This window comes from Cylindrospermum stagnale PCC 7417, assembly GCF_000317535.1.
GTDB lineage: Bacteria > Cyanobacteriota > Cyanobacteriia > Cyanobacteriales > Nostocaceae > Cylindrospermum > Cylindrospermum stagnale.
This window is the reverse complement of the sequence record NC_019757.1, coordinates 4,424,373-4,447,119: the sequence shown is the minus strand read 5'-3', so window position 1 is coordinate 4,447,119 and position 22,747 is coordinate 4,424,373. Positions and strand designations below refer to the sequence as shown.

Below are 22,747 nucleotides of genomic sequence, written 5' to 3'. Positions count from 1 at the left end.
ATTAATTATTAGTCATTGGTTACAACGCAACGCCAAGGTGCCTAAATTAAATTCCTACTGGAAGTTTTTTTTATAATATCAGCAGCTATGCTATTTCCTAAAAATGAAATTCAAAGGCTAGAAGTACTGCATCAATATCAAATTTTAGATACACTATCTGAAGCATTTTTTGATGATATTGCTCAACTTGCTGCGGACTTTTGCGAAACACCGATTGCTTTAATTAGCTTCATCGATGCAGAACGGGAATGGTTCAAGTCAAAAGTTGGATTCAATATACCAGAAATTCCTCGTAGCCTTTTTTTTGGTAGTTACACTATTCTCCAAAGTGAAATTTTCATCATCCCAGACACTTTGGAAGATCAAAGGTTTGCTGCAAATCCCTTGGTGATATCAGAACCTTTTTTCCGCTTCTATGGGGGAGTTAGTCTGATTAATTCTAGTGGCTTTGCATTAGGTTCTCTTTGTGTAATTGATTCTAATCCTCGCAATTTGAGCCTTAAGGAACAAACGGCATTAAAAAACTTGGCAAATCTAGTTGTTAAGCATTTAGATTTACATTGGCAAAAAATTATTGATGCTAGCCAAAGTAATTTACATCTGCTAACAGAGCGCAAACGAGTAGAACAAAATCTCTACGATAGTGAAGCTAGATTTAGCACAATTACTCAAGCTATTCCTGTTCCCTTAGCTATTTTTCGTATATCTGATGGGGTGATTTTATACACTAATTCAGAGTTTTTGCAAACATTTCGCTTTACTTCTGAGGATTTAGTTAATCGTCAAATCTCAGATGTATATCACGAATTAGTTGATTTACAAAAACTTTTGGAATCTCTTGTCCAAAACGGCTATCTTCATAATTATGAAGTCAAACTCAAAAGAGCAGATGGTAGTGATTTATGGGCTATTGCTTCGTTTCAGTATTTAAGTTTAAATAAAGAATTAGTTATTTTGACAGTGATTTATGATATCACTGAACGTAAAAATGCCGCTGTAAAACTCCAAGAGCAAAATGAGTTTCTTCAAAGGATATTTGAGAGCATTCCGTTGATGATTGCACTCATTGATATCAACGGTAAACTCCAGTGGGTGAACCAAGAGTGGGAACATGTTCTTGGTTGGAAATTTCAAGATTTCCAAACTGGCGATGTTTTAGAAGCTTTATATCCCAATCCTGAATATTATCAGTATATGATTAATTTTGTTAATTCTGCACAACGTGTTTGGGGTGACTTTAAAACTCAGGTGCGGGATGGTCGTGAAATAGATACGTCTTGGACTAATGTGAGGCTGACCAATGGTCAAACCATAGGTATCGGACAGGATATCACAGGACGCAAGCAAACTGAACAGGCCCTAAGAGCTACGGCAGAACGGGAGCAATTAATGCGAACGGTTGCTCAACGGATTCGTCAATCTCTGAATCTCCAAGATATTCTGAATGTCACTGTTCAAGAAGTACGAAATATACTTCGTGTTGATCGTGTGGTGGTTTTTCAGTTTTCTTCAGATATGAGCGGTACAGTTGTAGCAGAATCGGTGGAACCTGGATGGACGGTTGCTTTAGGTAAAAATATTCTGGATACGTGTTTTCAGAGAGGGGGCGGACTAGAGTATCATCAAGGGTTAAGAAAAGCGATCGCCAATATTTACGAAGCCGGACTAACTGATTGCCATCTTAAGTTGTTGGCACAGTTTGAGGTCAAAGCAAATTTAGTCGTACCGATTTTGGTAGAAGTAGGTGGAGACAAAGCTAGCACCCGCCTTTGGGGTTTACTAATCGCTCACCAATGCTCTAGTCCACGAGATTGGGAAGAAAGTCAATTAGATTTGCTAGACCAGCTGACAGTGCAAATAGCGATCGCTATTCAACAATCCAGCATATTTCAACAAGCACAAAGTGAACTAGCCCAAAGACAGAAAGCTGAAGTGAAGTTAAGAAGTGCGTTAGCTGAAAAAGAAGTCCTGTTAAAAGAGATTCATCATCGCGTTAAAAATAACTTGCAAATTGTCTCTAGTCTGTTGCAACTCCAGTCTGACACCATCAAAGATCCTGAAATTATCAAAGCTTTGAGAGAAAGCCAAAATCGGATTGAGTCCATATCTCTGATTCACAAAAACTTATACACTTCCCCAAATATTGGACAACTTGATGTTGCTGACTATATCAATAATTTGGCAGCAAACCTGCTAATCTCTTATCAAATAGTACCTGGTAAAATCGGTCTAGAAACTAACATAGATTCAGTTAGTTTAAATGTTGATCAAGCTATTGCCTGTGGGCTAATCATCAATGAATTAATCTCCAATGCCTTAAAGCACGCTTTCCCTGGAAAACAAGGCGGTACTATTAGCATTATTTTACGTAATACTACTAATAATATTCAGATGACTGTGCAAGATAATGGTATTGGTTTACCAGATAATTTAAATTGGAGAAATACCAATTCTCTGGGTCTCTCGTTAGTTTATGACTTGGTAACAGAACAACTAGAAGGCAATATTACTGTAGAACGTAATCAAGGAACAGTATTCAACATCGAATTTCCGCAGTTAACCGGGCATAAATAAATATCTCATGGGGCAAGCTAAAATTTTAGTCGTTGAAGACGAAGTGATTGTGGCTAGAACTATTGCCAGCCAACTCAATCAGCTAGGGTACATGGTTACAGGTACAGCTTCTTCAGGAAAAGTTGCTATTGCCAAGGCATCAGCAACTCAACCAGAACTAGTGTTAATGGATATTGTGCTTAAAGGCGAAATGGATGGCATTACTGCCGCTGGTTATATTCGTGAGCATTTAGATATACCAGTGATTTTTCTCACTGCTTATGGTGATGAAAATACTTTAGAACGGGCCAAAATCACTCAACCTTTCGGTTATGTTGTTAAACCGTTTACTATAAAAGATTTACGTATAGCGATAGAGATTGCCCTGTTAAAACACCAGCTAGAACGTGACCTGAGGGAGAATCGAGACCAGTTAGCAACCCTTTTAAACTCGATGAGTGATGCTGTAATCGCCACGAATGAGCAGGAAATCGTCACATTCATCAATCCCGCTGCCCAAATGCTAACTGGCTGGACGGAAAAAGATGCTCTCGGAAAACAAGTATCGAAGGTTCTGCATATTGTCGATGAAGTTACAGAAGCTACACTAGAAAATCCTGTTACCAAAGTACTGCGGGAACAACGGGTTGTTTATTTGGGGGAATTCACCTCTCTAATTACCAGAGATGGCAAAAGAGTGCCAATTGGCGATAGTGCTTCACCGCTGCGGCGGAAACCTGACGATATAAGCGGTGTAGTCGTTGTTTTCTGGGATCTTAGCTCCAAGCGCCAAGCACAACTCCTAGAGCAAGCTTTAGAGAAGGAGCAAGAACTCCACCGGCTCAAGTCCCTATTTATCTCTACAGTTTCTCATGAATTTCGTAATCCCTTGACTGTGATTCAATCGGCAGTAGAACTGATAGAAATGCAAGGGGCAAATTTGACAGAAGGAAAAAGAGAAACCTATGTCAAGCGAATTAAAGGTGCTGTGGAATCCATGAAAAACCTCATGGAAGATGTATTGTTTATGGGTCGGGCTGAGACAGTAAAACTTGAGTGTCACCCTGCTCCATTAAACCTCAAGCAATTCTCTCAAGAGCTAATTCAGGAATTTTCGGCTACTGAAAGTAACTCCCAGGAAATCGTTTTTACCTGTCATAGTGATCACACAGATGCTGTGATGGATGAACAACTTTTACATTACCTGTTCGGGAATTTACTTTCTAATGCAGTTAAGTATTCTCTCCCAGGTGGCAAGATTTTGTTTGACCTCACCTGCGACTCGGTCACGGGGGTAGCAACTTTTCAGATTCAAGATCAAGGAATTGGCATTCCGGAAGCAGACAAGAAGCGACTTTTTGAATCCTTCTATCGAGCCTCGAATGTGCAATCAATTCATGGTACTGGATTGGGGTTAGTAATTGTCAAAAGGTGCGTTGACGCTCACAAGGGCGAAATTAAGATGACAAGTCAAGTTGATGTCGGCACTACATTCACCATTGTTCTGCCCATTAAGTCAAATTAAGCCATTATTGAATTTTGAATTTTGAATTTTGAATTTGTTAATTATCCTGTCGTACGCCACCCACAACTGGCTTAACATCGTCTCCAGAAAAGGGATCAGTACCGCCAGTCCAATTAAAGTCACTAATGCGGATGCTGAAGCCACCTAATTCCAGTACCGGATTGTAACGTAAGACGAGTCCATAGGTGCGGCGGCTATATTCCAAAATGTAGTCAGTGCTAGTTTCTCTGCCTGTATCTAAGTTAACTGACGTTTGAAAACCTAAGCGAAATGGCCCATAGATTTGCTGTGATATCCCAGCACTGAGCACTCTGTTATCAACAGAGCGATCGAACAAAAAGGGCGATAAACCACTATTGAAACCTTGGGAATAACTGATATTAAAGCCGGTATAGTCTAAATAAGGTCGGGAAAAATGCCCAATCTGTCCCGCTAAACCGATTGTCCCAGTCAAGGTGCTTTGATTTTCACCATTGGTGTAGTAGCTGGAAGTGCCTGTGAGTCCAGCGAAAGCTTGCAAGTAAGGAACCACAGGATTAGCTGTGTATCGTAATCCACCAGTGCGAGTGGGTGGCAATGCTTTTCCTTGCCATAGCAGTAGTCCACTACTGAGGGCAGCACTACCTTGTAAGCGACCTAGAGAGATGCGATCGTTTTCTCTTTTTGGCTTGAGTAAGTCTTGGCGATCGGTGTTAGCGTCGATATATTGAGCGCCGCCTTGATAGCTTAGGTTAATGCCACTTTTCCCTAAAGGAATTACCGGAGAGGTGATGATGCCGCCAAGACTACTTTGGACTGTTTGATAGCCGAGGGTACCGTTGTAAAGGCGATCGCGATAGCTATATTCTAAATTCAATAAATGGGGATTGCGATCGCCTAAAGTCTGGCGCAACCGCAAACTCCCCCGCAAATTATTTTCTACATCGGTCAAGTCGAAACTGGTTAACTCTCCAGTGCCTTGGACGCTAGTCTTTGGATTCAAAACAGCATTCAGCTTTGTCTTCACGCCAAATAGCGCTCCTAAGTTACCCCCATCTTGCAGAGCTTTTTGTACAAAAAACTGGGGTGTGATGCTCCAGCGTGTCTTGTCTGTATTTGTCGGTTCAAAGCCGCGCTCAATAAACAAACCGCCCCGCTTATCTCCATCAAAACCAAAGGAAACAAGTGCTGGAGTAACTTCCCGCTCTCGTCTATCAATCGTCCGTTGATCCACTGGAATCGGTACAGGGACTTTTTGGTCAAATACTAAGCGCTGATTTTGGGTGGTGATGCGGTCAATTAAGGGTGCTTCCCGCGTCAAGGTGACCTTAGATGCCCGAATCTCTAGTTCTGGAGGTGAAAATGGGTCATTGGTAATCCGTGCATTCCTTGCTTGGAAACCGCGCGGGTAGAAATCAATCCGTTGAGCTTCAAATCGTAGCCGATTGACAACACCTCCCGCTTTCGGCGGCGGGATGTTGCTCGCGCCAGCCCCACCACCAAAGCTAAAATCAAGTCCTCCCGGACTGCCCACACCAGTAACGGGCTGATTAGCGCGAATGCGATCGCTTGGCGGGGATTTGGGCACACCACCCGCCGTCACATCGGTGGATAAGAAAGCAAAATCTGTTGACGTTGTGGGTACATAAATTTCACCACTACCATTTTCCAACTCCCCACTATCTTGCACAAAGTTATAGGTAAAGCGTTGTCCCCGCAGTACCTGATCACCCCTAGTTAAGGCCACGTTACCTTCACCCACGGCAATTAAGTTGTCCAAATTTACCTGTAGGCGATCGGCATCCACCACCGCCCCATCAAATCGCACCACCACATTACCCACAGCCGTGACAATCCGCCGCTGCTCATCATATTCCTGGCGATCAGATGTCACTTCCACAATCCGCTGTGTCACTGGTGGCGTTGTCCCAGATGGTTGACTTTGTGGCGGTTTTGTGTTTCCCCCCTGGGGTGGAGTTGCTTGGGTGCGGGGCTGGAATTCTATAGTAGAGGGTGTTGATGACTCATTAGTCTGGCTACGAGACTTGAACTCGATAATATTTTGTACTAGTTGAGAACTCGGTTTATTTTCGGGAGTAGATACAGAGAGATTAATTTTACCCCCCGAATCCTGTGTAGTAATAACACTTTGCGCTATTGGCTGGGCTAATTTTTCAGCGACAAATTGTGACTTAGGCGGCAATAAATTCTGTTGTTGAGCCTGGGCAGGGGGAGTTCTTTTTACCCCAGTCTCAAGAGCTTGCCCAGGGTCTATTTGGGAATGCAACTCAGCAGGATGACTGTTGATAACTGTTGGGGCAACTTCACTCTTAACTTGAGGAAATGTAGTGGCTGGTGTATTTAGGCTGCTACCGTCATCAGTATTAGATGCTGAAGGCTGGGGATCAGCAACTGACAGCGGCTTGGATAATACCAATTGTGACTTAGACGGCAATAAATTCTGAGACGAGGTTGTATTCAGTTGTCGCGACTGAGCAGGGGGAGTTTTTTTTGCCCCAGCCTCCTCATTTGTCCCAAAATCTATCTGGGAATGCAACTCAGAATTACTGTTGATAACTGTTGGGGCAACTTCACTATTAACTTGAGGAAATGTAGCGGCTGGTGTATTTAGGCTGCTACCGTCATCAATATCAGCTAGTGTTGGTTTTGGATAACCAACTGCCAGCGGCTTTCCCAAAAGTGCTGCACTTCTAGGAGCCGTGAGGGAGGAAAATTCCGGTGGAAAGGTTTCTGGTCTAGGGAGTGTGGATAGGGTTTCGGCAACTACTACATCATCCTGATTTGCCTTGATGGGAGTTGGTAAACGCCGAAGGGTTCCCTTGTTTCCTTGGCTCGCAACTTGCTGTGTCTCAGTCTTAGCCTCTACAACTACAGCAGATGAGATAGGATTTCCAGGTTTTAAAGGTTCGAGAATAGAAGGTGGGTTAGGCGGCAGAACTGGATGAAGCATATCTGGGCAAAATCAAACTAGCAAGTAGGCAAACAATAGCCGGAAGGATGAATTACACATTTGCCTTCCGACTTTTGCCTTCTGCCTACCCGCAGCAAGTCGCCAGGAGGATGACACTGTGTTGCTATGAGTATGACTCGCAACCAGTATCTGTGGCGTTTAGTGTCTTCCGCCTTCCAGCAGTCGGGGGTTATTTGTCGAATTTTTACTCTGAATCCCGACGACCAGGGTTACGAGCTGGGTCATTCGACAAAAACCCAAAGACAAAAATACCTACGAAGAACGCAACAACAATATAAACAGCGATTTTTAAAGTCACCATAGAAATATCTCCCAGGGGTATGACAAAAGAAGCTTTCTTTCAGTAATCTGCTATGCAGAAAAGATAGCTCCTTTATATTACCCGCATCTCGTCCTTTTTTGGAGGACTCAGATGAGAGAGGATAACGTGCCTCCAACCCAGCACTTTCGGACAGGTCTAGTGTTTGGCTCTGATCTGGCACTATGGTTTGTCTGACTTGTAGATGCTACCCAAAAATTCCTGGCTCTTTTCTTTTGTGACGTTAGTTAACGGCAGAGGTTTCCCATCTGAGAAACTTCCTCTGCATCACTCGAGAAGGAAGAAAAAGCCATGCGACTAGGAGTTGTCAGTCGGGAAATTTGACTAAATCCTTAGCAATTCGGCTTTTGATCACTCTTGCAGGCGTACCTACAGCAACAGAAAAGGGAGGAATATCTTTATTAACAACTGCTCCCGCACCGATAACGCTGCCTTGACCAATGGTAACGCCATCTAATACTGTCACCCCATGTCCTAGCCAACAATCATCCTCAATCACTATTCCCTTGCGAGTAACGCCTTGCTGTTTTATTGGTGAAAACGGATCAGAAAAAATGTGATTATTCGCATATATTCCAGAGTGAGCCGCTATCATACAGTGCTTACCAATTTTGATGTCTCCAGGCCCAGAAATACACACGTCCGGAGCAATGAAGGTATCTTCATCAATGTGTATATACGTATCTTCCAAAGATCCTATATCTACGTTACGCTCAATCGCCACCCGATTTCCTAAATGAATTCGATTATTGGGATGTCCTTTGGCATCTAGACGCACACCTTTAAATAGGTATACTCCATTGCCAATTTCGATACCATTCGTATTGATAAATTCAACACCATTTTGAATAAAAACTTGGCTGCCCATGTAGCCGAAAATACCCTTATACACAAAATTTCGTAACTTCGTTCCTAGAGCAATTGTGGGAATATCGCCTAATAAAGTAGTAACTAAAAGCTCTTGCAAGCGCTGCATTTTTAAGGAATAGTGCTGGTTATTCATAGCCACAGATATCTCAAATAAATTGTTGTTGACAGTATTGGAAATTTGTTAGCTCTGTATCCTATCTCTTGGTATTGCCACCTATCCCGAGCTTTCCCAGCCGTGAAGAAAGCTGAGAATTGCTACACAAATTTACCAGTATTTTTAGATAGTTGACTCAACGATTAAAACCCAAATCCATACTAAGACTACAAGTAAATTATCCAACTTAGATGTTGTGAAATCACCCAAAAGTTATGCATAATTAATTACCTTTATTTACTAGAAAGTATATTTCTAGTAAACTAGATTGAATTAATCAGCCAATTTTCTCTGCATGGCTGGATCAAATATCAGACTATGAGATGGGGTAGTTGAGACGGTCTAGTTTTGCGGTTGTCCGGAAAATTTGAAAATCTTATTATGCAAATGCCGATACAGTTGTTTGCCTTTGGTTCACTTCCCATAAGGCGTTTTATATCTGTTGCCACAACTGAGATCGACAAGCGATAATTCAACACAATTAAATTACATCTGCTCAGGTAGCCTCTAGGACACAATAAAATTTTCGCCTAGCATCATAATTTAATTGTTGTTTAATTTTTTGGGTATTTTTCCCAGGTAAGGCTAAGTTAGGGTGGAGTGTCTCCCACTTCTGCCATAACATTAAAGTTGACCATCGGTGCAAACAAGTAAGCGCTTCCCCGACTGCTATGACGGCTTTCTTGCAACGTATTTTTAGGGTATACTGCTCTAAACATGTTGCACACAAATGGATTACAGACTAACCAAATCACGCTTTTAATAACATGATTGGCTTTTACTAATAGATGTTTTTAACCATAGCATATTTTGCTTTTGATGGAGCCTACTTAAGCAGTAAGTTTATTTGAATATTATTGATCTAGACAAATTTAAGACTCGGCCAGTTATAAAACTGGCATAGTCAGCAAAATAAAATATTTTTATATATACAACAAAAATCTGATCAAACAGGAAATTAGCTACTCCATTCCTACTCCAAAATTACTCAACTTGTAGGTGATGTTGAATAGATGTGAAAAATAACTTAATGCTGAGTATCCTGAAGCAAGCCGCCACGCAGGTCTAAGTTTTTCAACCCAGTCCACGAGTCAGGGAATAATGGACGATATCCCCTATTTTTCTGTAACTTGATGTGATTAGCAGATATAAAATTTACTAGCAAATAATTAAGTACGTAAGTTAGTTAATGCTTTAGGACTTACGCATCAAGTAGCAAATGTAGGGTCAATTCTTGAATTTCCCTATGCTAAATCAAGGGGTTCACGTCATTTTGCGTAAATTGTAGGTATTTTGAATCCAGGATTCTTACCAGAATCTAAAAATTCCCGGAACTAATTCAGCCACCTGAGTAAACCTTTGATGGATGCGTAATCAGCAAAAATTATTATTTAATAATGCTGTAGGTGTAGACGTTTGGAGGCTAGACAGAAGTTCGCAGCGGAGTAGAAAAAGCTTTTTTGTGACAAACCTGCGTTCAAACCAGAATACGTTTGGCGATATTTTTTACACCGATTACCCACAACAGCCAAACGGGTAAAAGGAGATTTCCTCCATTACCTATAATCGCATACCTATGATCGCAAAAAAAGTAAATCACCCGATCGGATGATCCAAGAGGGTGATGCGTGCCTGGCATGACCCATTATAAATTCTAGAGAAAATCCAGACATACTTTCTTTACTTTGCTGGAAAACTCCACAGCGTAAAAGTAAGATCTCGCTTTTAACTCACACACTCGGTTCGCGTTATGATGCTAATTAAGGAAATCGTGCAACAAGCTTTAACATCGGGCTATTTGAGTGCTACAGATCAAAAGCAGATCCGATCGCTTCTGCGGACTAACTATGACTCGGAAGACCTGGATGCCTTCATTATCTTGCAGCGGGCTGTGGTTGCGGGTGAAGTCAAGCAAGAGTCATGCAGTCAAAAAGCTTCCCTCTCGACTAAAGGCAAGGACGCTTCATCAAATATCAAGCTTGCTTACCAAATAGCAGCAGAGATGGCTTATGCCGCAGCAGTTGCTCTAACTATGCCCCAGAATAAACAGGATCAACCTTCTTTAGGTGCATAAAATATTACCCAGTTAAGTAATTTACTGACACAAGATTAATTTTTTGCACCAAGTGATATTCTTGGGAAGGTTCTGGCTGTGATCTGGAAAATTTTCCTAATTTTCTGCTGGGTAAAACTAATTTTACCGGCTTCGCTCACATTTTTGAGAAATTACACCAGTTTTTTTCTCTCATACAGCCTTTATGTCAACCTATTTTTATAAAGAAATAATTAAGAAAATAAACTTTTACCTGGAGTAGCGATCGCTAATTCTCACCTTTAGCCTTGGCGCTGGAATTCTTCTACCTCTCTCGAAGATTATGTCACCACAGCAGTTGGTAACATAAATCTAAAATAAATATTAAATATAAATATTTATCAATAAAAATACTATCTTTAGTTTAATTTAAGTATTGAGTGACAGCAAATAATTAAATTTCAGTAGCCTCAGCAAATGTTTCAGGGAAACCATAGACTGATAAAGTCCATTGGTGTAAACTTTAGCATCGACAGGAAGAATGATTCTCAATGCTCAACAAAGTCATCGCATTTTCACAAACAGAGTATAGAAAATTGGCAACTTTGGGTACAGACAGTAAACAATAACTATAAATAACTAAACTTGGAGTTTTGCCAACCTATGCAACCAATTCGCACATTCAATGTCTCTCCTTCACTACCGTCGCGACTAGAACCCCTGCGGCGATTAGCATACAATCTACACTGGGATTGGAATGTTGAGACTAAAGATGTATTTCGCCGCTTAGACCCAGACCTGTGGGAGTCTAGCCATCATAACCCGGTGTTGATGCTCGGTACTATCAGCCAAGGACGGCTTTTGGAGGTTGTGGAAGATGAAGGCTTCCTGGCGCAAATGGATCGCGCTAACCGTCAGTTAGAGGATTATCTTCAAGAACGCACCTGGTATCAGAAACAACGCGGCCAAGATGCAAAAGAATGCTACGCCTATTTTTCGGCTGAATTTGGTCTTGTAGATTGTTTACCTGTGTATTCTGGTGGTTTGGGTGTTCTGGCGGGGGATCACCTCAAATCTGCTAGTGACTTGGGACTACCGTTGGTTGGTGTTGGCTTACTGTACCAGCAAGGCTACTTTGCTCAGTATCTGAATGCTGATGGGTGGCAGCAAGAGCGCTACCTGATGAACGATTTCTACAATATGCCTTTGCACCTAGAGCGCAATGCTGATGGTTCTGAATTGCGGATTGCGGTAAATTATCCAGGACGCAAGGTATACGCTAGAGTTTGGCGCGTACAGGTGGGAACGGTGCCTCTGTATTTGTTGGATACCAACATTGAACCCAACAACGCTTATGACCACGACATTACAGACCAGCTGTATGGTGGGGATATCGATATGCGTATCCACCAAGAAATTATGCTGGGTATTGGTGGTGTACAGATGCTCAAAGCGTTGGGTTATGATGTCACCGCTTATCATATGAATGAAGGTCACGCGGCGTTCTCGGCTCTAGAGCGCATCCGCACTTTGATTCAGCAAGATGGTTTGAGTTATGCCCAAGCTAGACAGGTTGTGTCTTCTAGTAATATCTTTACCACCCACACACCAGTTCCAGCGGGTATTGATTTGTTCTCTCCTGACAAGATTTTGTACTACCTAGGATACTATGCAGATATCTTTGGTTTGCCTAAAGAGCAGTTTTTAGGTTTGGGACGAGAAAATACTGGGGATTTATCTGCGCCTTTCAGTATGGCGGTGTTAGCGCTGAAGATGGCGACATTTTCTAATGGTGTGGCGCAACTGCATGGTGTGGTGTCACGGCAGATGTTTCAGGGTTTGTGGAAGAAGGTGCCTGTAGAGGAAGTGCCGATCGCTGCTATTACTAATGGTGTACATGCTCGGAGTTGCGTTGCTAAAGCGACTCAGGAGTTGTACGATCGCTATTTAGGTCCAAATTGGTCATCGGCACCACCAGATAGTCAGTTGTGGGAACGGATGGACGCCATACCTGATGAGGAGTTATGGCGCAATCATGAACGCTGCCGCTTAGACATGATTTTGTATGTGCGGGAGCATTTAGTTAAACATTTGCGCGATCGCGGCGCTTCTGCCTCAGAAATTGCTCAAGCTCAAGAAGTTCTCGATCCTAACGTGTTAACTGTGGGCTTTGCTCGTCGTTTTGCTACCTACAAACGCGCTACCCTATGGATGCGCGATTTAGACCGGATCAAGCAGATTTTGCTGGGGAATAAAGACCGCAAAGTCCAATTTGTCATCGCTGGGAAGGCACACCCGAAAGATATTCCCGGTAAAGAACTGATCCGCGATATCAATCACTTTATCCGCGAACAACACTTAGAAAAACAAGTGGTGTTTGTGCCTAATTACGATATTCACATCGCTCGGTTGTTGGTGGCTGGTTGCGATATCTGGTTAAATACACCACGTCGTCCACGGGAAGCTTCTGGTACCAGTGGCATGAAGGCAGCGATGAATGGATTGCCGAATTTAAGCGTCCTAGATGGCTGGTGGGATGAGGCTGATTATGTCCGCACCGGTTGGCCGATTGGACATGGTGAGAATTACGAAGATCCTAATTACCAGGATGAAGTGGAAGCCAACGCTTTCTATGATTTGCTGGAGAAGGAAGTTGCACCGCTATTTTATGACCATCGGGATGGTGATGGCTTGCCTCGTCCTTGGGTGGCTAAAATGAAGAATGCTATCCGCTTAAATTGTCCGTTTTTTAATACAGCGCGGATGGTGCGTGAATATGCTGAACGGGCTTACTTCCCCGCTAGCGATCGCTACCATACCCTCATTACCGAAAATTACGCCCCAGCTAAGGAATTGGCGGCTTGGAAGTCAAAATTAGCTGATCACTGGTTTAACATCAAAGTTAAAGATATTGACGTATCGGCGGCTTCAGATATTGAGGTTAACCAAACTGTGTCTGTCAAAGCCAAGGTTGATTTGTCGGTTTTGACTAATGATGATGTGCAGGTGGAGCTATACCAGGGTGCAATTGATGCTCATGGTGAAATTGTCAATGCCAAGCCGGTGGTGATGGATTATCAAGGAAATGATGCACAAGGATTGAGTATTTACACGGCGAATATCACCTATACCAGTTCTGGTTTACAAGGTTTGTCTTTGCGCGTGTTACCAAAACATCCATACTTGTCTAGTTCTTATGAACCTAGGTTGATTGCTTGGGCTGAGTAAGCTGATTTGGGGATGACAATGTAGCCTGTGGTGCGATCGCCTAATACTAGGTTACGTTGTTCTCCCCAAAACCACCAGTGTGCTGCAACGTAAGCGCAAATTAGGCTATCTAGTTGATCTTCTACTGCTTTGAGTGCTGCGCCTGTGGTGGGGATTTCATGAAAAAACGAACCGCCAAGACGCCAAGGACGCCAAGAAGGTTCAAGAGTAGGGAGGATATCGAGGATATAATTTTGGAGTTTGATTAGTTCTAAGCGGCGCTCGTTGAGGCGTCCTTTTTTGTATTTGAGGATGCGTTGAAGGTTGAATAGGTTAACGATTGCTGGGTGGGGAAAGACTTCTATTTGATATCTGCCGGGTTTTTGCGGTTCGATGGTTGGGGCGTGGGCAAATCCGCGTGATTCTAATTTTAAGCCAAAGTTGATTGTGCGATCGCTAAAGGGTAAGTTTTGGTTGGCTGGGTAGCATCCAGCATGATATTTACCAAAGTATTTGTGGCTGAGTTTATCGGGTAAGCGACTCCCGGTGGCGTTGGGGATGAGGGTGGGTGCATCTACGGCGATGATGGCTGGTTCGTCTGGTTGGACGGTTTTATCAATCCAGGTGAGGATATCTGCAATGAGTTCTAAGCGATCCAAATCCAGTAGTTGCAGTTTTCCGTCTATTAATTCTAAGCAACATAGTCCGCTTGGTTGCGATTTCCAGCCAAAATCAACACCGAGAAATTTCATGCTTGTTAGCCTAAATATGCGACTATTATCGCATCTTTGAGCAGTTATGAGATAAACTAATAAAGAAGCTATTACTCATCTAAATCATCTACTTATATATCATTTATCAAAATTACCTGATGCGTATTAAGTAGATGGGCTGAATTAAATATAAGACCTCTCTCCAAACCTCTCCCCTGCTCTTGGGTGAGGCTTTAATCTTACTCCCCTTCCCTTGCAGGGAAGGGGTTGGGGGTTAGGTCTATCTTATATTTTTTTACGCCGAAATAATGCCTATCCTCAAGGGTGTTGCACTCCTCAAAGCATTACTAGAGGAATCTAATCTTCAACCCAAAGATTTAGTCTCTATTTGCGAAAGCGAGTCAACAGTTTTAGATATTTTGAATGGTAACTGCAAATTAACAGAAAATCAAATTCAAAACTTAGCTAATTTTTTCCGAATTCCGCCTACTTACTTAGTTGAATAATGGCTGCTCAAAATCATCGCTTGTCCAAATTGCTCCAGAATGTAAGCCTGGGGTACGGGAAGTAGAAAGGGGAAGCTGTTCTTTTGACATTGCTACCAAACGAGCCTGGGGAATACTATCCTCAGTCAGAATAATTTCTTTACCTTCAAGCACTAGAGATAATAACTCTTTGACGCTTATCTGTGATTGATTTACATCAATTGTAATTGGCAGCATAACCAAATTTCTTTTCCTTGCAAGACACCTATTCACAATTTTAGAATAGGTGTCACAGTTCTAAAATCAACTCACAGTTTCTAACTGATAACTTGCTTCTAAGATCGGTTGTTGCTGCAATTCTTCTAGTTGTGCTTCTAGTTGCGCTTTCACCTCATGGCGAAAATTGAAAAAGTGTTCACCCACACCCAAAGCAATCAAATAGTCGTAGAATAGATGTGGTTTCTGGAATGCGATCGCCAATAACTGCCACCAAAACCGCCACCGAGTAGAACGCACCACACCCTGACGCCAGCAGATAGCAAAGAAAAAACGTACCTCCTGCCAAGTAAACTGGCGTTTGTTCTGGGGACGCCAACCTTCCATCATGATAAAATGGCGAAATGTGCGTTTAAGATAAGGTAGGGGTTCGTATAAATTCCAGAAAGTAGTGATAAACTCGTTAACAACTTCTGCCATTGGACGTGTGGGAACAAAATTCATCAAAGATTTTTGAGAAGTAAAGTATTTAGTAAACCCCTCAAGTAACCGTCCTTCTTTTTGCAGACGAGTCCACATGGCAGTATTAGGTAATGCACCCAGCAAACTGAGATGCGCTTGAGGAATACCAGTTTCTTCAACAAACTCCTGAATGCGTGTACCTGCACCAGCACGTTCATTATCAAAACCTATAATAAAGCCAGACATAATTTGCAAACCGGCGCGGGTAATCTTATCACATGATTCCTGCAAAGACTGACGTGTATTCTGTTCTTTATTAATCCCCACCAAGCTCTCAACATCTGGGGTTTCAATCCCCATAAACACAATTGTGATCCCTGCTTTTACCATCAAATCTATCAGTTCGTCATCTTCTGCTAGATTTAGAGACGCTTCCGTAATGAAATTAAATGGATATTTGCGTTCTGCCATCCAGGGAATTAAAGCGCGTAAAAATACCTTAGCATTGCGTTTATTGCCAATAAAATTATCATCAACCAAAAATATGTAACGATTCCAACCCATTTGATAGAGAGCTTCTAATTCAGCTAACATCTGCTCAGGGGTTTTAGTGCGCGGCTTGCGACCAAACAAGTTGATAATATCGCAAAACTCGCACTGAAAAGGACATCCCCTAGAAAACTGCACCGTGATTGCATAGTAGGCATTTAAGTCCAACAAATCAAACCGGGGAATAGGAGTTTGGGTAACATCCGGTTTTTCTGAAGAACGGAAAACACCTTTTTCTTCTCCCCGTTCCACAGCTTCTAAGAACATGGGGACGGTGCATTCCCCTTCATCTAAAATTAAGTAATCAGCGCCAGCTTCCAAAGCAAATTCTGGTACTGATGTGGGGAAAGGGCCACCCACTGCCACTTTTTTACCCAATGCAACTGCTTTTTTAATTAATTCCCCTAAATCTTGCTGCTGAATAATCATTGCAGAGATGATTACCAAGTCGCACCATGCCCAATCTGCATCTGTCTCTAGTCGGACATTGCGATCGCTAAATCTGATCTCCCAATCACTCGGCAACATCGCTGCCACCGTGATTAAACCCAATGGCGGATTTGTAGAACGCAACCCAGCTAAATCAAGAGTTTCTTGGTAAGACCAAAAGGAATTGGGCATTATCGGCCAAAGTAACAAAGCTCGCATAAAACACCCTTTTAGTTTTAAACTATAAAGGTTTAGTAACTAACTCTCAATCCGCCTTCAGGTACAGATTTTGTCGCTTGATCCTTCAAAATAATGAATAACCCAAAATCCTTAACGCCCAGTCAGCGACGACAATTGGAGGATCGACAAAACACACTTTTGAAGGAGTGGGAGCTTCGTAGTCAGAAGATAAAAGACATCCGGCTAGATTTGGCAATTGAGGCAGGGACGACGGTAAAGTTTCAGTTGAAACAGCAACTTCAGGGAGAGGAAGCGCAACAAAAACAGTTAGAAGTAGAACTAGATGAAATTGAACAAAAGTTAAATCAGGAAGTTGTCGCTAGCTCAAAAAATCCTCTCCCTGTTCCAGCAACATCTAACACTTTATCGCTTTCTGCTTATAATTCAAAAACCTGGGTAGGTCGTGACGCACTGATTACAGAACTTACCGAAAAACTTGAGGAAAAATGCCGAATATTAGCGCTGACGGGCATCACAGGCATCGGTAAAACAGCACTCGCAGAGCGGTTAGTGGTAGAAATTCACCGCAATGGTTTACAGTTCCATCGTCTCAACTTTGATGATAGGGGACAGGGAACAGATTTCATTAGTGGGGCGCTTTCTCTGTTACCGAAGTTGGGTGAAACGGTGACATTAGAAGACCAGAAAGACCCACAAAACGCACTTAAACACCTGCTGCAAACTCTGAGAAATAATAAATTTCTGGTGCAGATTGATTCGGTGGAGATGCTTTTGCAGGGTGATGATGAGATTGGATGGAATGCCTTTGTAGATAACCTGTGGGTGGAATTCTTTCAACAACTGCTAGCTGGGGGAGAATGTCAAAGTCAAATTTTGCTCACCTCACAAGCGTTATCAGAAGAATTGGAGATAGAGGGGTCGCGTTATCCCCGTTGTTGGTATCGTCGGGATTTGGGTGGTTTGTCAGAAGCAGAACGGTTGCAGTTGTTTGAGAAGAACGGGTTAAAGCCTGATGAGTTGGGGACAAAGATTTTAAAGCGCATTGGTAAGCTGTATGAAGGTCATCCCCTGTTAATTCAGGTGATTGCGAGGGATATTCTCGATAAGCCTTTTTATGGAAATGTGCAGCAATATTGGCAGAGATACCAGACAGAATTTGATGAAGATGAACGTCGCAAAAAGAAGAGTACATCATCCCGTAAGTTGCAATTGCTGGTAAAAGAACGGGTTGAGAAGTCGTTGAAACGCTTACCACCAGATGCTTATCAAATGCTGTGTTGCAGTTCCGTGTATCGTCGTCCTGTCCCGGAAGGATTTTGGCTGGCAATGTTGGCAGAAGATAAGCAGGATAAAGCGTTGGAGTTGCTGAAGTCTCACAACTTGGCAGAGGAAGAGTTGAGAGGGGATGCGGTGCTGTTGTTGCGGCAGCATAACCTAGTTAGGGAGGTTGCGCGTAGTTTGTTGAGAACGGATGCGGCATTGTGGCAAGAGGCAGAACGCAAAGCTGCGAGGGTGTGGCTGAATGAATATGAACCAGAACCGGATGCAGCTAATTTGGAAAAGATGCGGGGTTCTCTGGAAGCCTTTCACCATTATTGTGAAGTGGAGGACTGGGAGGAAGCTAAAGCAATTCTGATTGATCAGGGAGTAAGCGCTCAACTTCATACGTGGAGTTACTTTCAGGAAATGTTGCCACTTTATGAGCGACTTCTTGGTAAGTTAGATGCTGCGTTAGATGTGGTTTGTGAGAGGGGTATCGGGAATGCTTATGTGTTTTTGGGTAACTATCCTCAAGCGATTGAGCATTATCAGCAGAGTTTAACAACTGCTTATGAAATTGGCGATCGCAACGGGGAAGGCAACGCGCTGGGCGGTCTGGGTATTGTTTACCGGGTTCTGGGCAAATATCCTCAAGCGATTGACTATCTTCAGCAACAGTTGAACATTGCCCGTGAAATTGGCGATCGCAACGGAGAAGGGCAAACACTGGGCAATCTCGGTCTTGTTTACTATTGTCTGGGTAAATATCCTCAAGCGATTGACTATCTTCAGCAAAGTTTGACTATTGCCCGTGCCCGTGAAATTGGCGATCGCAACGGAGAAGGGAATGCACTGGGCAATCTGGGTCTTGTTTACTATTGTCTGGGCAAATATCCTCAAGCGATTGACTATCTTCAGCAAAGTTTGACTATTGCCCGTGAAATTGGCGATCGCAACGGAGAAGGGAATGCACTGGGCAATTGGGGTGCAACACTGCTCAAGCTTGAACAGTATCCAGAAGCTCAACAACAATTACAGACATCCCTAGAAATTTTCAAAGAACTGGGTGATCGTGAAGGTGAAGCGGAAGCCCTCCTGAGACTGGGACAACTCCACCACAAAACAGGACAGCTTGACCGATCGCGCGAGTTTTGCGCTCAAGCTCATTCCCTTGCCTCAATCCTGGGTATTCCCCTACTCAAAGAGTGTGAAGAACTTCAAGCCATGCTGACAGTTGATGCAGCGGTAGATATGCCATAATTTTTCCTTCAGAAGCTCAAGATGGCGATGCAGAAGTTTAAGATGGCAATGCAAAAGCTCAAGATTGTGATGCAGAAGTTCAAGATTGTAATACAGAAGCTTAAGATGGTGATGCGTAGCTTTAAGATGGCAATGCAAAGCTTCAAGATTGTAATGCAGAGCCTCAACAAAGCCCTAACGGCTAAAAGTCGCGGCTACCAGAACAAAGTCTACTTTCGCGGACTAACAAAGATTAAAGCCGTGAAATAAATTTCCGGCTTAAAGCTCAAACCCGTTAAAACGGGTTAAGAAACCGATTCTAGTTAGCTTTAGCTAACTTTAGCTTTTAGCCCAAACTTTAGTTCAGGGCATATCTTCATTCATCCAAAAACCCCCATAACCGCATTTTATAGTTAATTTTTAGATCAGTAATTACCCTGCCTACTTTTATTAAAGACGGATACAAAATAAACTTGCTCTAAGACAAAAATTTGTCCTAGTACCAAGCGAAACAAAAACATGAATAAATTATTTTCAACTCTCAGCCTAACAGCAGGTACAGCTTTAACCCTGATACTAACGGCAATAGCTCCCTCTCAATTGGCAGGAATCAGCAGTGGCCCAGTAATGGGGCAGACATCTATCGACCTAGCGACCTTCCGTAACAGCGCTCTGTCTAAGCACAACGGCTATCGAGTTACACATTCTAGCCCTAACATGACCATCAGTGATTCTGTGAACAACACCGCTCAAGCTTGGGCAGAATACCTAGCAACCAATGCAGTGTTACAACACAGTACTGCCAGCCAACGAAATAATGCTGGAGAAAATTTGTATGTTTCCTACACTACGGCGTCCTCGATAGCTGCAAGCACCCTGGCCGATACAGCAGTTAAAAAATGGTACGACGAGGTTTCAGCCTATAACTACGCCAATCCAGGGTTTTCTTCCCAAACTGGGCATTTTACTCAGGTAGTCTGGAAGAGCAGTACCCAATTAGGCTGCGGTGCTGCACAGGGTACTAAAACTATTAACGGCACAACTTATAAGGCTTTCTATGTGGTTTGCCAGTATGCTCCCGCTGGTAATATGCAAGGGCAGTTTCCTGCTAATGTGCTGCAACCATAAGGGTTGGGGTATTACGGCGAATTACATTAGACTTAACGTCTAATAAACTGGGCAGGCTAGAAGCCTACCCTACAATAAAATTTGGGATGTTTTATTTGGAAGTCTCTAAATTGCGCGATCGCACCCTCAACAGCCAACCACCATATAAAGTGCCAAAATTGAATGAGTTTTAACACCGCCACCGGACGCGGGAATTGAGATCAGCAAAACAGAAAATTATGGGAAAGCAGCGCGTTCTGTCAGGAGTTCAACCAACTGGTAATCTGCACTTGGGCAATTACTTAGGAGCAATTCGGAACTGGGTAGAAATCCAAGACCAGTACGATAATTTCTTTTGTGTGGTAGATTTACACGCCATCACTGTACCGCACAATCCCGCAACCCTAGCGGCAGATACTTACAAAATCGCTGCTCTTTATCTAGCGTGCGGCATTGATTTAACCCACTCTAGTATCTTTGTGCAATCCCACGTTTCAGCCCACAGCGAACTCACTTGGTTACTCAACTGCATCACACCGCTAAACTGGCTGCAAGACATGATCCAGTTTAAAGAAAAAGCCGTCAAGCAAGGCGAAAATGTCGGTGTCGGTTTGTTAGACTACCCGGTGTTGATGGCGGCAGATATTTTGCTTTACCAAGCGGATAAAGTGCCCGTGGGTGAAGACCAAAAGCAACATTTGGAATTGACGCGGGATATTGTTAACAGGTTTAATCACCAATTTGCTAAAGATGCACCGGTGCTGAAGTTACCAGACCCCTTGATTCGCAAAGAAGGTGCAAGGGTGATGAGTTTGACCGACGGAACACGGAAAATGTCGAAGTCTGATCCCTCAGAGTTAAGCCGAATTAATGTTTTAGATCCAGCAGATCAGATTACTAAGAAGATTAAACGCTGTAAAACTGATTTAGTTCGTGGTTTAACTTTTGATGATCCAGAACGTCCAGAGTGTCATAACTTGTTAACGCTGTATACCCTGCTGGCTGGGAAAACTAAAGCAGAGGTCGCGGTTGAGTGTCAAGATATGGGCTGGGGACAATTTAAACCTTTGTTGACAGAAACTGCAATTAATGCGCTAAAGCCAATTCAAGAAAAATATCAAGAGGTAATGGAGGATAAAGGCTATCTAGACTCTGTGTTGCGGGATGGAAGGGAGAAAGCCCAGGCGATCGCATCTTCTACCCTAGCAGATGTCAAAGCCGCCTTGGGTTTCTCTGTACCTGTCTAAGGTTTTCGCTTTTAGGTGTAATATGTTTTACCCTATTAGAAAACCGAAAACGTTAATGTTATGCCTCCTGATACCCACAGTATCCCAGTCTTGAATACCTTCCGTAGTGCTGCCCTAGCAGGTGAATTTTTAGTTACCGCCGAGGTTGCACCACCCAAGGGGGGAGATCCAACGCAGATGATTAAAATGGCAGCGACTCTTAAGGGAAGGGTTCATGCTGTCAATATTACCGATGGTAGCCGTGCGGTGTTGCGGATGTCTTCGTTGGTAGCGTCGGCGATTTTGTTGCAGAATGGAATTGAGCCGGTTTGTCAGATGGCTTGCCGCGATCGCAACCGGATTGGTTTACAAGCTGACTTAATGGGTGCTCATGCCTTGGGTATCCGGAACATTTTAGCCTTAACAGGCGACCCAGTAAAAGCAGGCGATCACCCAGAAGCCAAAGCTGTATTTGACTTAGAAGCGGTGCGTCTGCTGCAACTGATTAGGAAGATGAATCAGGGAGTTGATTGTAATGATAAATCCCTAACAGATGGGACACTGGACTTATTTGCAGGTGCAGCGGTAGATCCGCAATCTAAGAGTTGGTCAGGTTTGCAAAGTCGCTTTGAACGTAAGATAGAAGCAGGGGCGCAATTCTTCCAAAGCCAGTTGATTACAGACTTTGAGCGGTTAGAGAAGTTTATGGATGCGATCGCCGCAGGTTATAAAAAACCGATTTTGGCAGGAATTTTTCTGTTGAAATCTGCAAAGAATGCCCAATTTATTAATAAAGCCGTTCCCGGCGTGAATATTCCCCAACACATTATTGATCGATTAGCAAAAGCCAAAGATCCTCTAGAGGAAGGAATGCAGATTGCCGCAGAGCAAGTGCAGATAGCGCGACAATTGTGCCAAGGTGTCCACATGATGGCCGTGAAGCGAGAAGATTTGATCGCACCCATCTTAGATTTAGCAGGAGTAGAGAAGATTAGTTAGATGCTATCTGAGTAGATAGAGTGACGGATTTTTTACCAAAGCAGCTGGTGTGCTCCGGCTGCTTTATTAGTTGCGGAGTGCTGGGGATGCGATCAATTTATGTTGATTACAACTGCCAACTATGGAAGATAGTACGATCAAAGTAAGTTATTTAAGAAAACTGCTATTTACTCAGGTAGTATTACCAAGGATTACTAAGAAGGGACTGAATAGCAATTAATGCCAAGGAG

At 43.0% G+C, this 22,747-nt stretch carries 16 protein-coding genes; 10 read left to right on the top strand and 6 right to left on the bottom strand.

Features of this window, described 5'->3' with window-relative positions; translation table 11 throughout:
- The first annotated feature begins 87 nt into the window (after window positions 1-87).
- A complete protein-coding gene (locus tag CYLST_RS18645) occupies window positions 88-2,574 on the top strand; it encodes a GAF domain-containing protein (RefSeq protein ID WP_015209280.1) in 2,487 nt (828 codons plus the stop codon).
- A gap of 7 nt (window positions 2,575-2,581) precedes the next feature.
- Window positions 2,582-4,078 carry a hybrid sensor histidine kinase/response regulator gene (locus tag CYLST_RS18640; protein WP_015209279.1) on the top strand — a complete coding sequence of 499 codons (1,497 nt, stop codon included), beginning with the start codon at window positions 2,582-2,584 and terminating at the stop codon, window positions 4,076-4,078.
- Window positions 4,079-4,115: 37 nt separating this feature from the next.
- Here CYLST_RS18640 and CYLST_RS18635 read toward each other — a convergent pair whose 3' ends face one another.
- From CYLST_RS18635 to CYLST_RS18630, 3 genes are all read right to left on the bottom strand, one after another.
- Window positions 4,116-7,028, bottom strand: a complete 2,913-nt coding sequence (locus tag CYLST_RS18635) for a DUF3769 domain-containing protein (protein WP_015209278.1) — start codon at window positions 7,026-7,028, stop codon at window positions 4,116-4,118.
- Window positions 7,029-7,233: 205 nt separating this feature from the next.
- Complete coding sequence (locus CYLST_RS33490; RefSeq protein ID WP_015209277.1) at window positions 7,234-7,350, bottom strand: photosystem II reaction center protein I; 117 nt, start codon at window positions 7,348-7,350, stop codon at window positions 7,234-7,236.
- Between the two features lie 325 nt (window positions 7,351-7,675).
- Entirely contained in the window at window positions 7,676-8,371 is a 696-nt protein-coding gene (locus CYLST_RS18630; protein ID WP_015209276.1) for an acyltransferase, read from the bottom strand.
- A 1,771-nt stretch (window positions 8,372-10,142) separates the two neighbouring features.
- On the opposite strand from CYLST_RS18630, the gene CYLST_RS18625 reads away from it, so the two are divergent.
- Window positions 10,143-10,466, top strand: a complete 324-nt coding sequence (locus CYLST_RS18625; protein ID WP_015209275.1) for a hypothetical protein — start codon at window positions 10,143-10,145, stop codon at window positions 10,464-10,466.
- 621 nt (window positions 10,467-11,087) lie between these two features.
- On the top strand, window positions 11,088-13,652 hold the full coding sequence (gene glgP / locus CYLST_RS18620; RefSeq protein WP_015209274.1) for an alpha-glucan family phosphorylase: 2,565 nt from the start codon (window positions 11,088-11,090) through the stop codon (window positions 13,650-13,652).
- Here glgP and CYLST_RS18615 read toward each other — a convergent pair.
- A complete protein-coding gene (locus CYLST_RS18615; RefSeq protein WP_015209273.1) occupies window positions 13,619-14,383 on the bottom strand; it encodes a DUF429 domain-containing protein in 765 nt (254 codons plus the stop codon). The genes glgP and CYLST_RS18615 overlap by 34 nt on opposite strands.
- A 269-nt stretch (window positions 14,384-14,652) precedes the next feature.
- Between CYLST_RS18615 and CYLST_RS18610 the strand changes: the two genes are divergently transcribed.
- Window positions 14,653-14,850, top strand: a complete 198-nt coding sequence (locus tag CYLST_RS18610; RefSeq protein WP_051056131.1) for a transcriptional regulator — start codon at window positions 14,653-14,655, stop codon at window positions 14,848-14,850.
- Here CYLST_RS18610 and CYLST_RS18605 read toward each other — a convergent pair.
- Window positions 14,839-15,066, bottom strand: a complete 228-nt coding sequence (locus tag CYLST_RS18605; protein WP_015209272.1) for a type II toxin-antitoxin system Phd/YefM family antitoxin — start codon at window positions 15,064-15,066, stop codon at window positions 14,839-14,841. The two genes, CYLST_RS18610 and CYLST_RS18605, sit on opposite strands and share 12 nt — an antisense overlap.
- A gap of 66 nt (window positions 15,067-15,132) precedes the next feature.
- Window positions 15,133-16,704 (bottom strand): B12-binding domain-containing radical SAM protein, encoded by a 1,572-nt coding sequence (locus tag CYLST_RS18600; protein ID WP_015209271.1) that lies wholly within the window; start codon window positions 16,702-16,704, stop codon window positions 15,133-15,135.
- A 93-nt stretch (window positions 16,705-16,797) separates the two neighbouring features.
- Between CYLST_RS18600 and CYLST_RS18595 the strand changes: the two genes are divergently transcribed.
- The 5 genes from CYLST_RS18595 to CYLST_RS18575 all read left to right on the top strand — a co-directional run bounded on the left by CYLST_RS18595 (window position 16,798) and on the right by CYLST_RS18575 (window position 22,517).
- Window positions 16,798-19,206 carry a tetratricopeptide repeat protein gene (locus CYLST_RS18595; RefSeq protein WP_015209270.1) on the top strand — a complete coding sequence of 803 codons (2,409 nt, stop codon included), beginning with the start codon at window positions 16,798-16,800 and terminating at the stop codon, window positions 19,204-19,206.
- Between the two features lie 21 nt (window positions 19,207-19,227).
- Window positions 19,228-19,455, top strand: a complete 228-nt coding sequence (locus tag CYLST_RS18590; RefSeq protein WP_015209269.1) for a hypothetical protein — start codon at window positions 19,228-19,230, stop codon at window positions 19,453-19,455.
- Between the two features lie 249 nt (window positions 19,456-19,704).
- On the top strand, window positions 19,705-20,313 hold the full coding sequence (locus tag CYLST_RS18585) for a CAP family protein (protein WP_015209268.1): 609 nt from the start codon (window positions 19,705-19,707) through the stop codon (window positions 20,311-20,313).
- A 218-nt stretch (window positions 20,314-20,531) separates the two neighbouring features.
- A complete protein-coding gene (trpS, locus tag CYLST_RS18580; protein ID WP_041233162.1) occupies window positions 20,532-21,539 on the top strand; it encodes a tryptophan--tRNA ligase in 1,008 nt (335 codons plus the stop codon).
- 60 nt (window positions 21,540-21,599) lie between these two features.
- Window positions 21,600-22,517 carry a methylenetetrahydrofolate reductase gene (locus CYLST_RS18575; protein ID WP_015209266.1) on the top strand — a complete coding sequence of 306 codons (918 nt, stop codon included), beginning with the start codon at window positions 21,600-21,602 and terminating at the stop codon, window positions 22,515-22,517.
- Window positions 22,518-22,747: the final 230 nt, after the last annotated feature.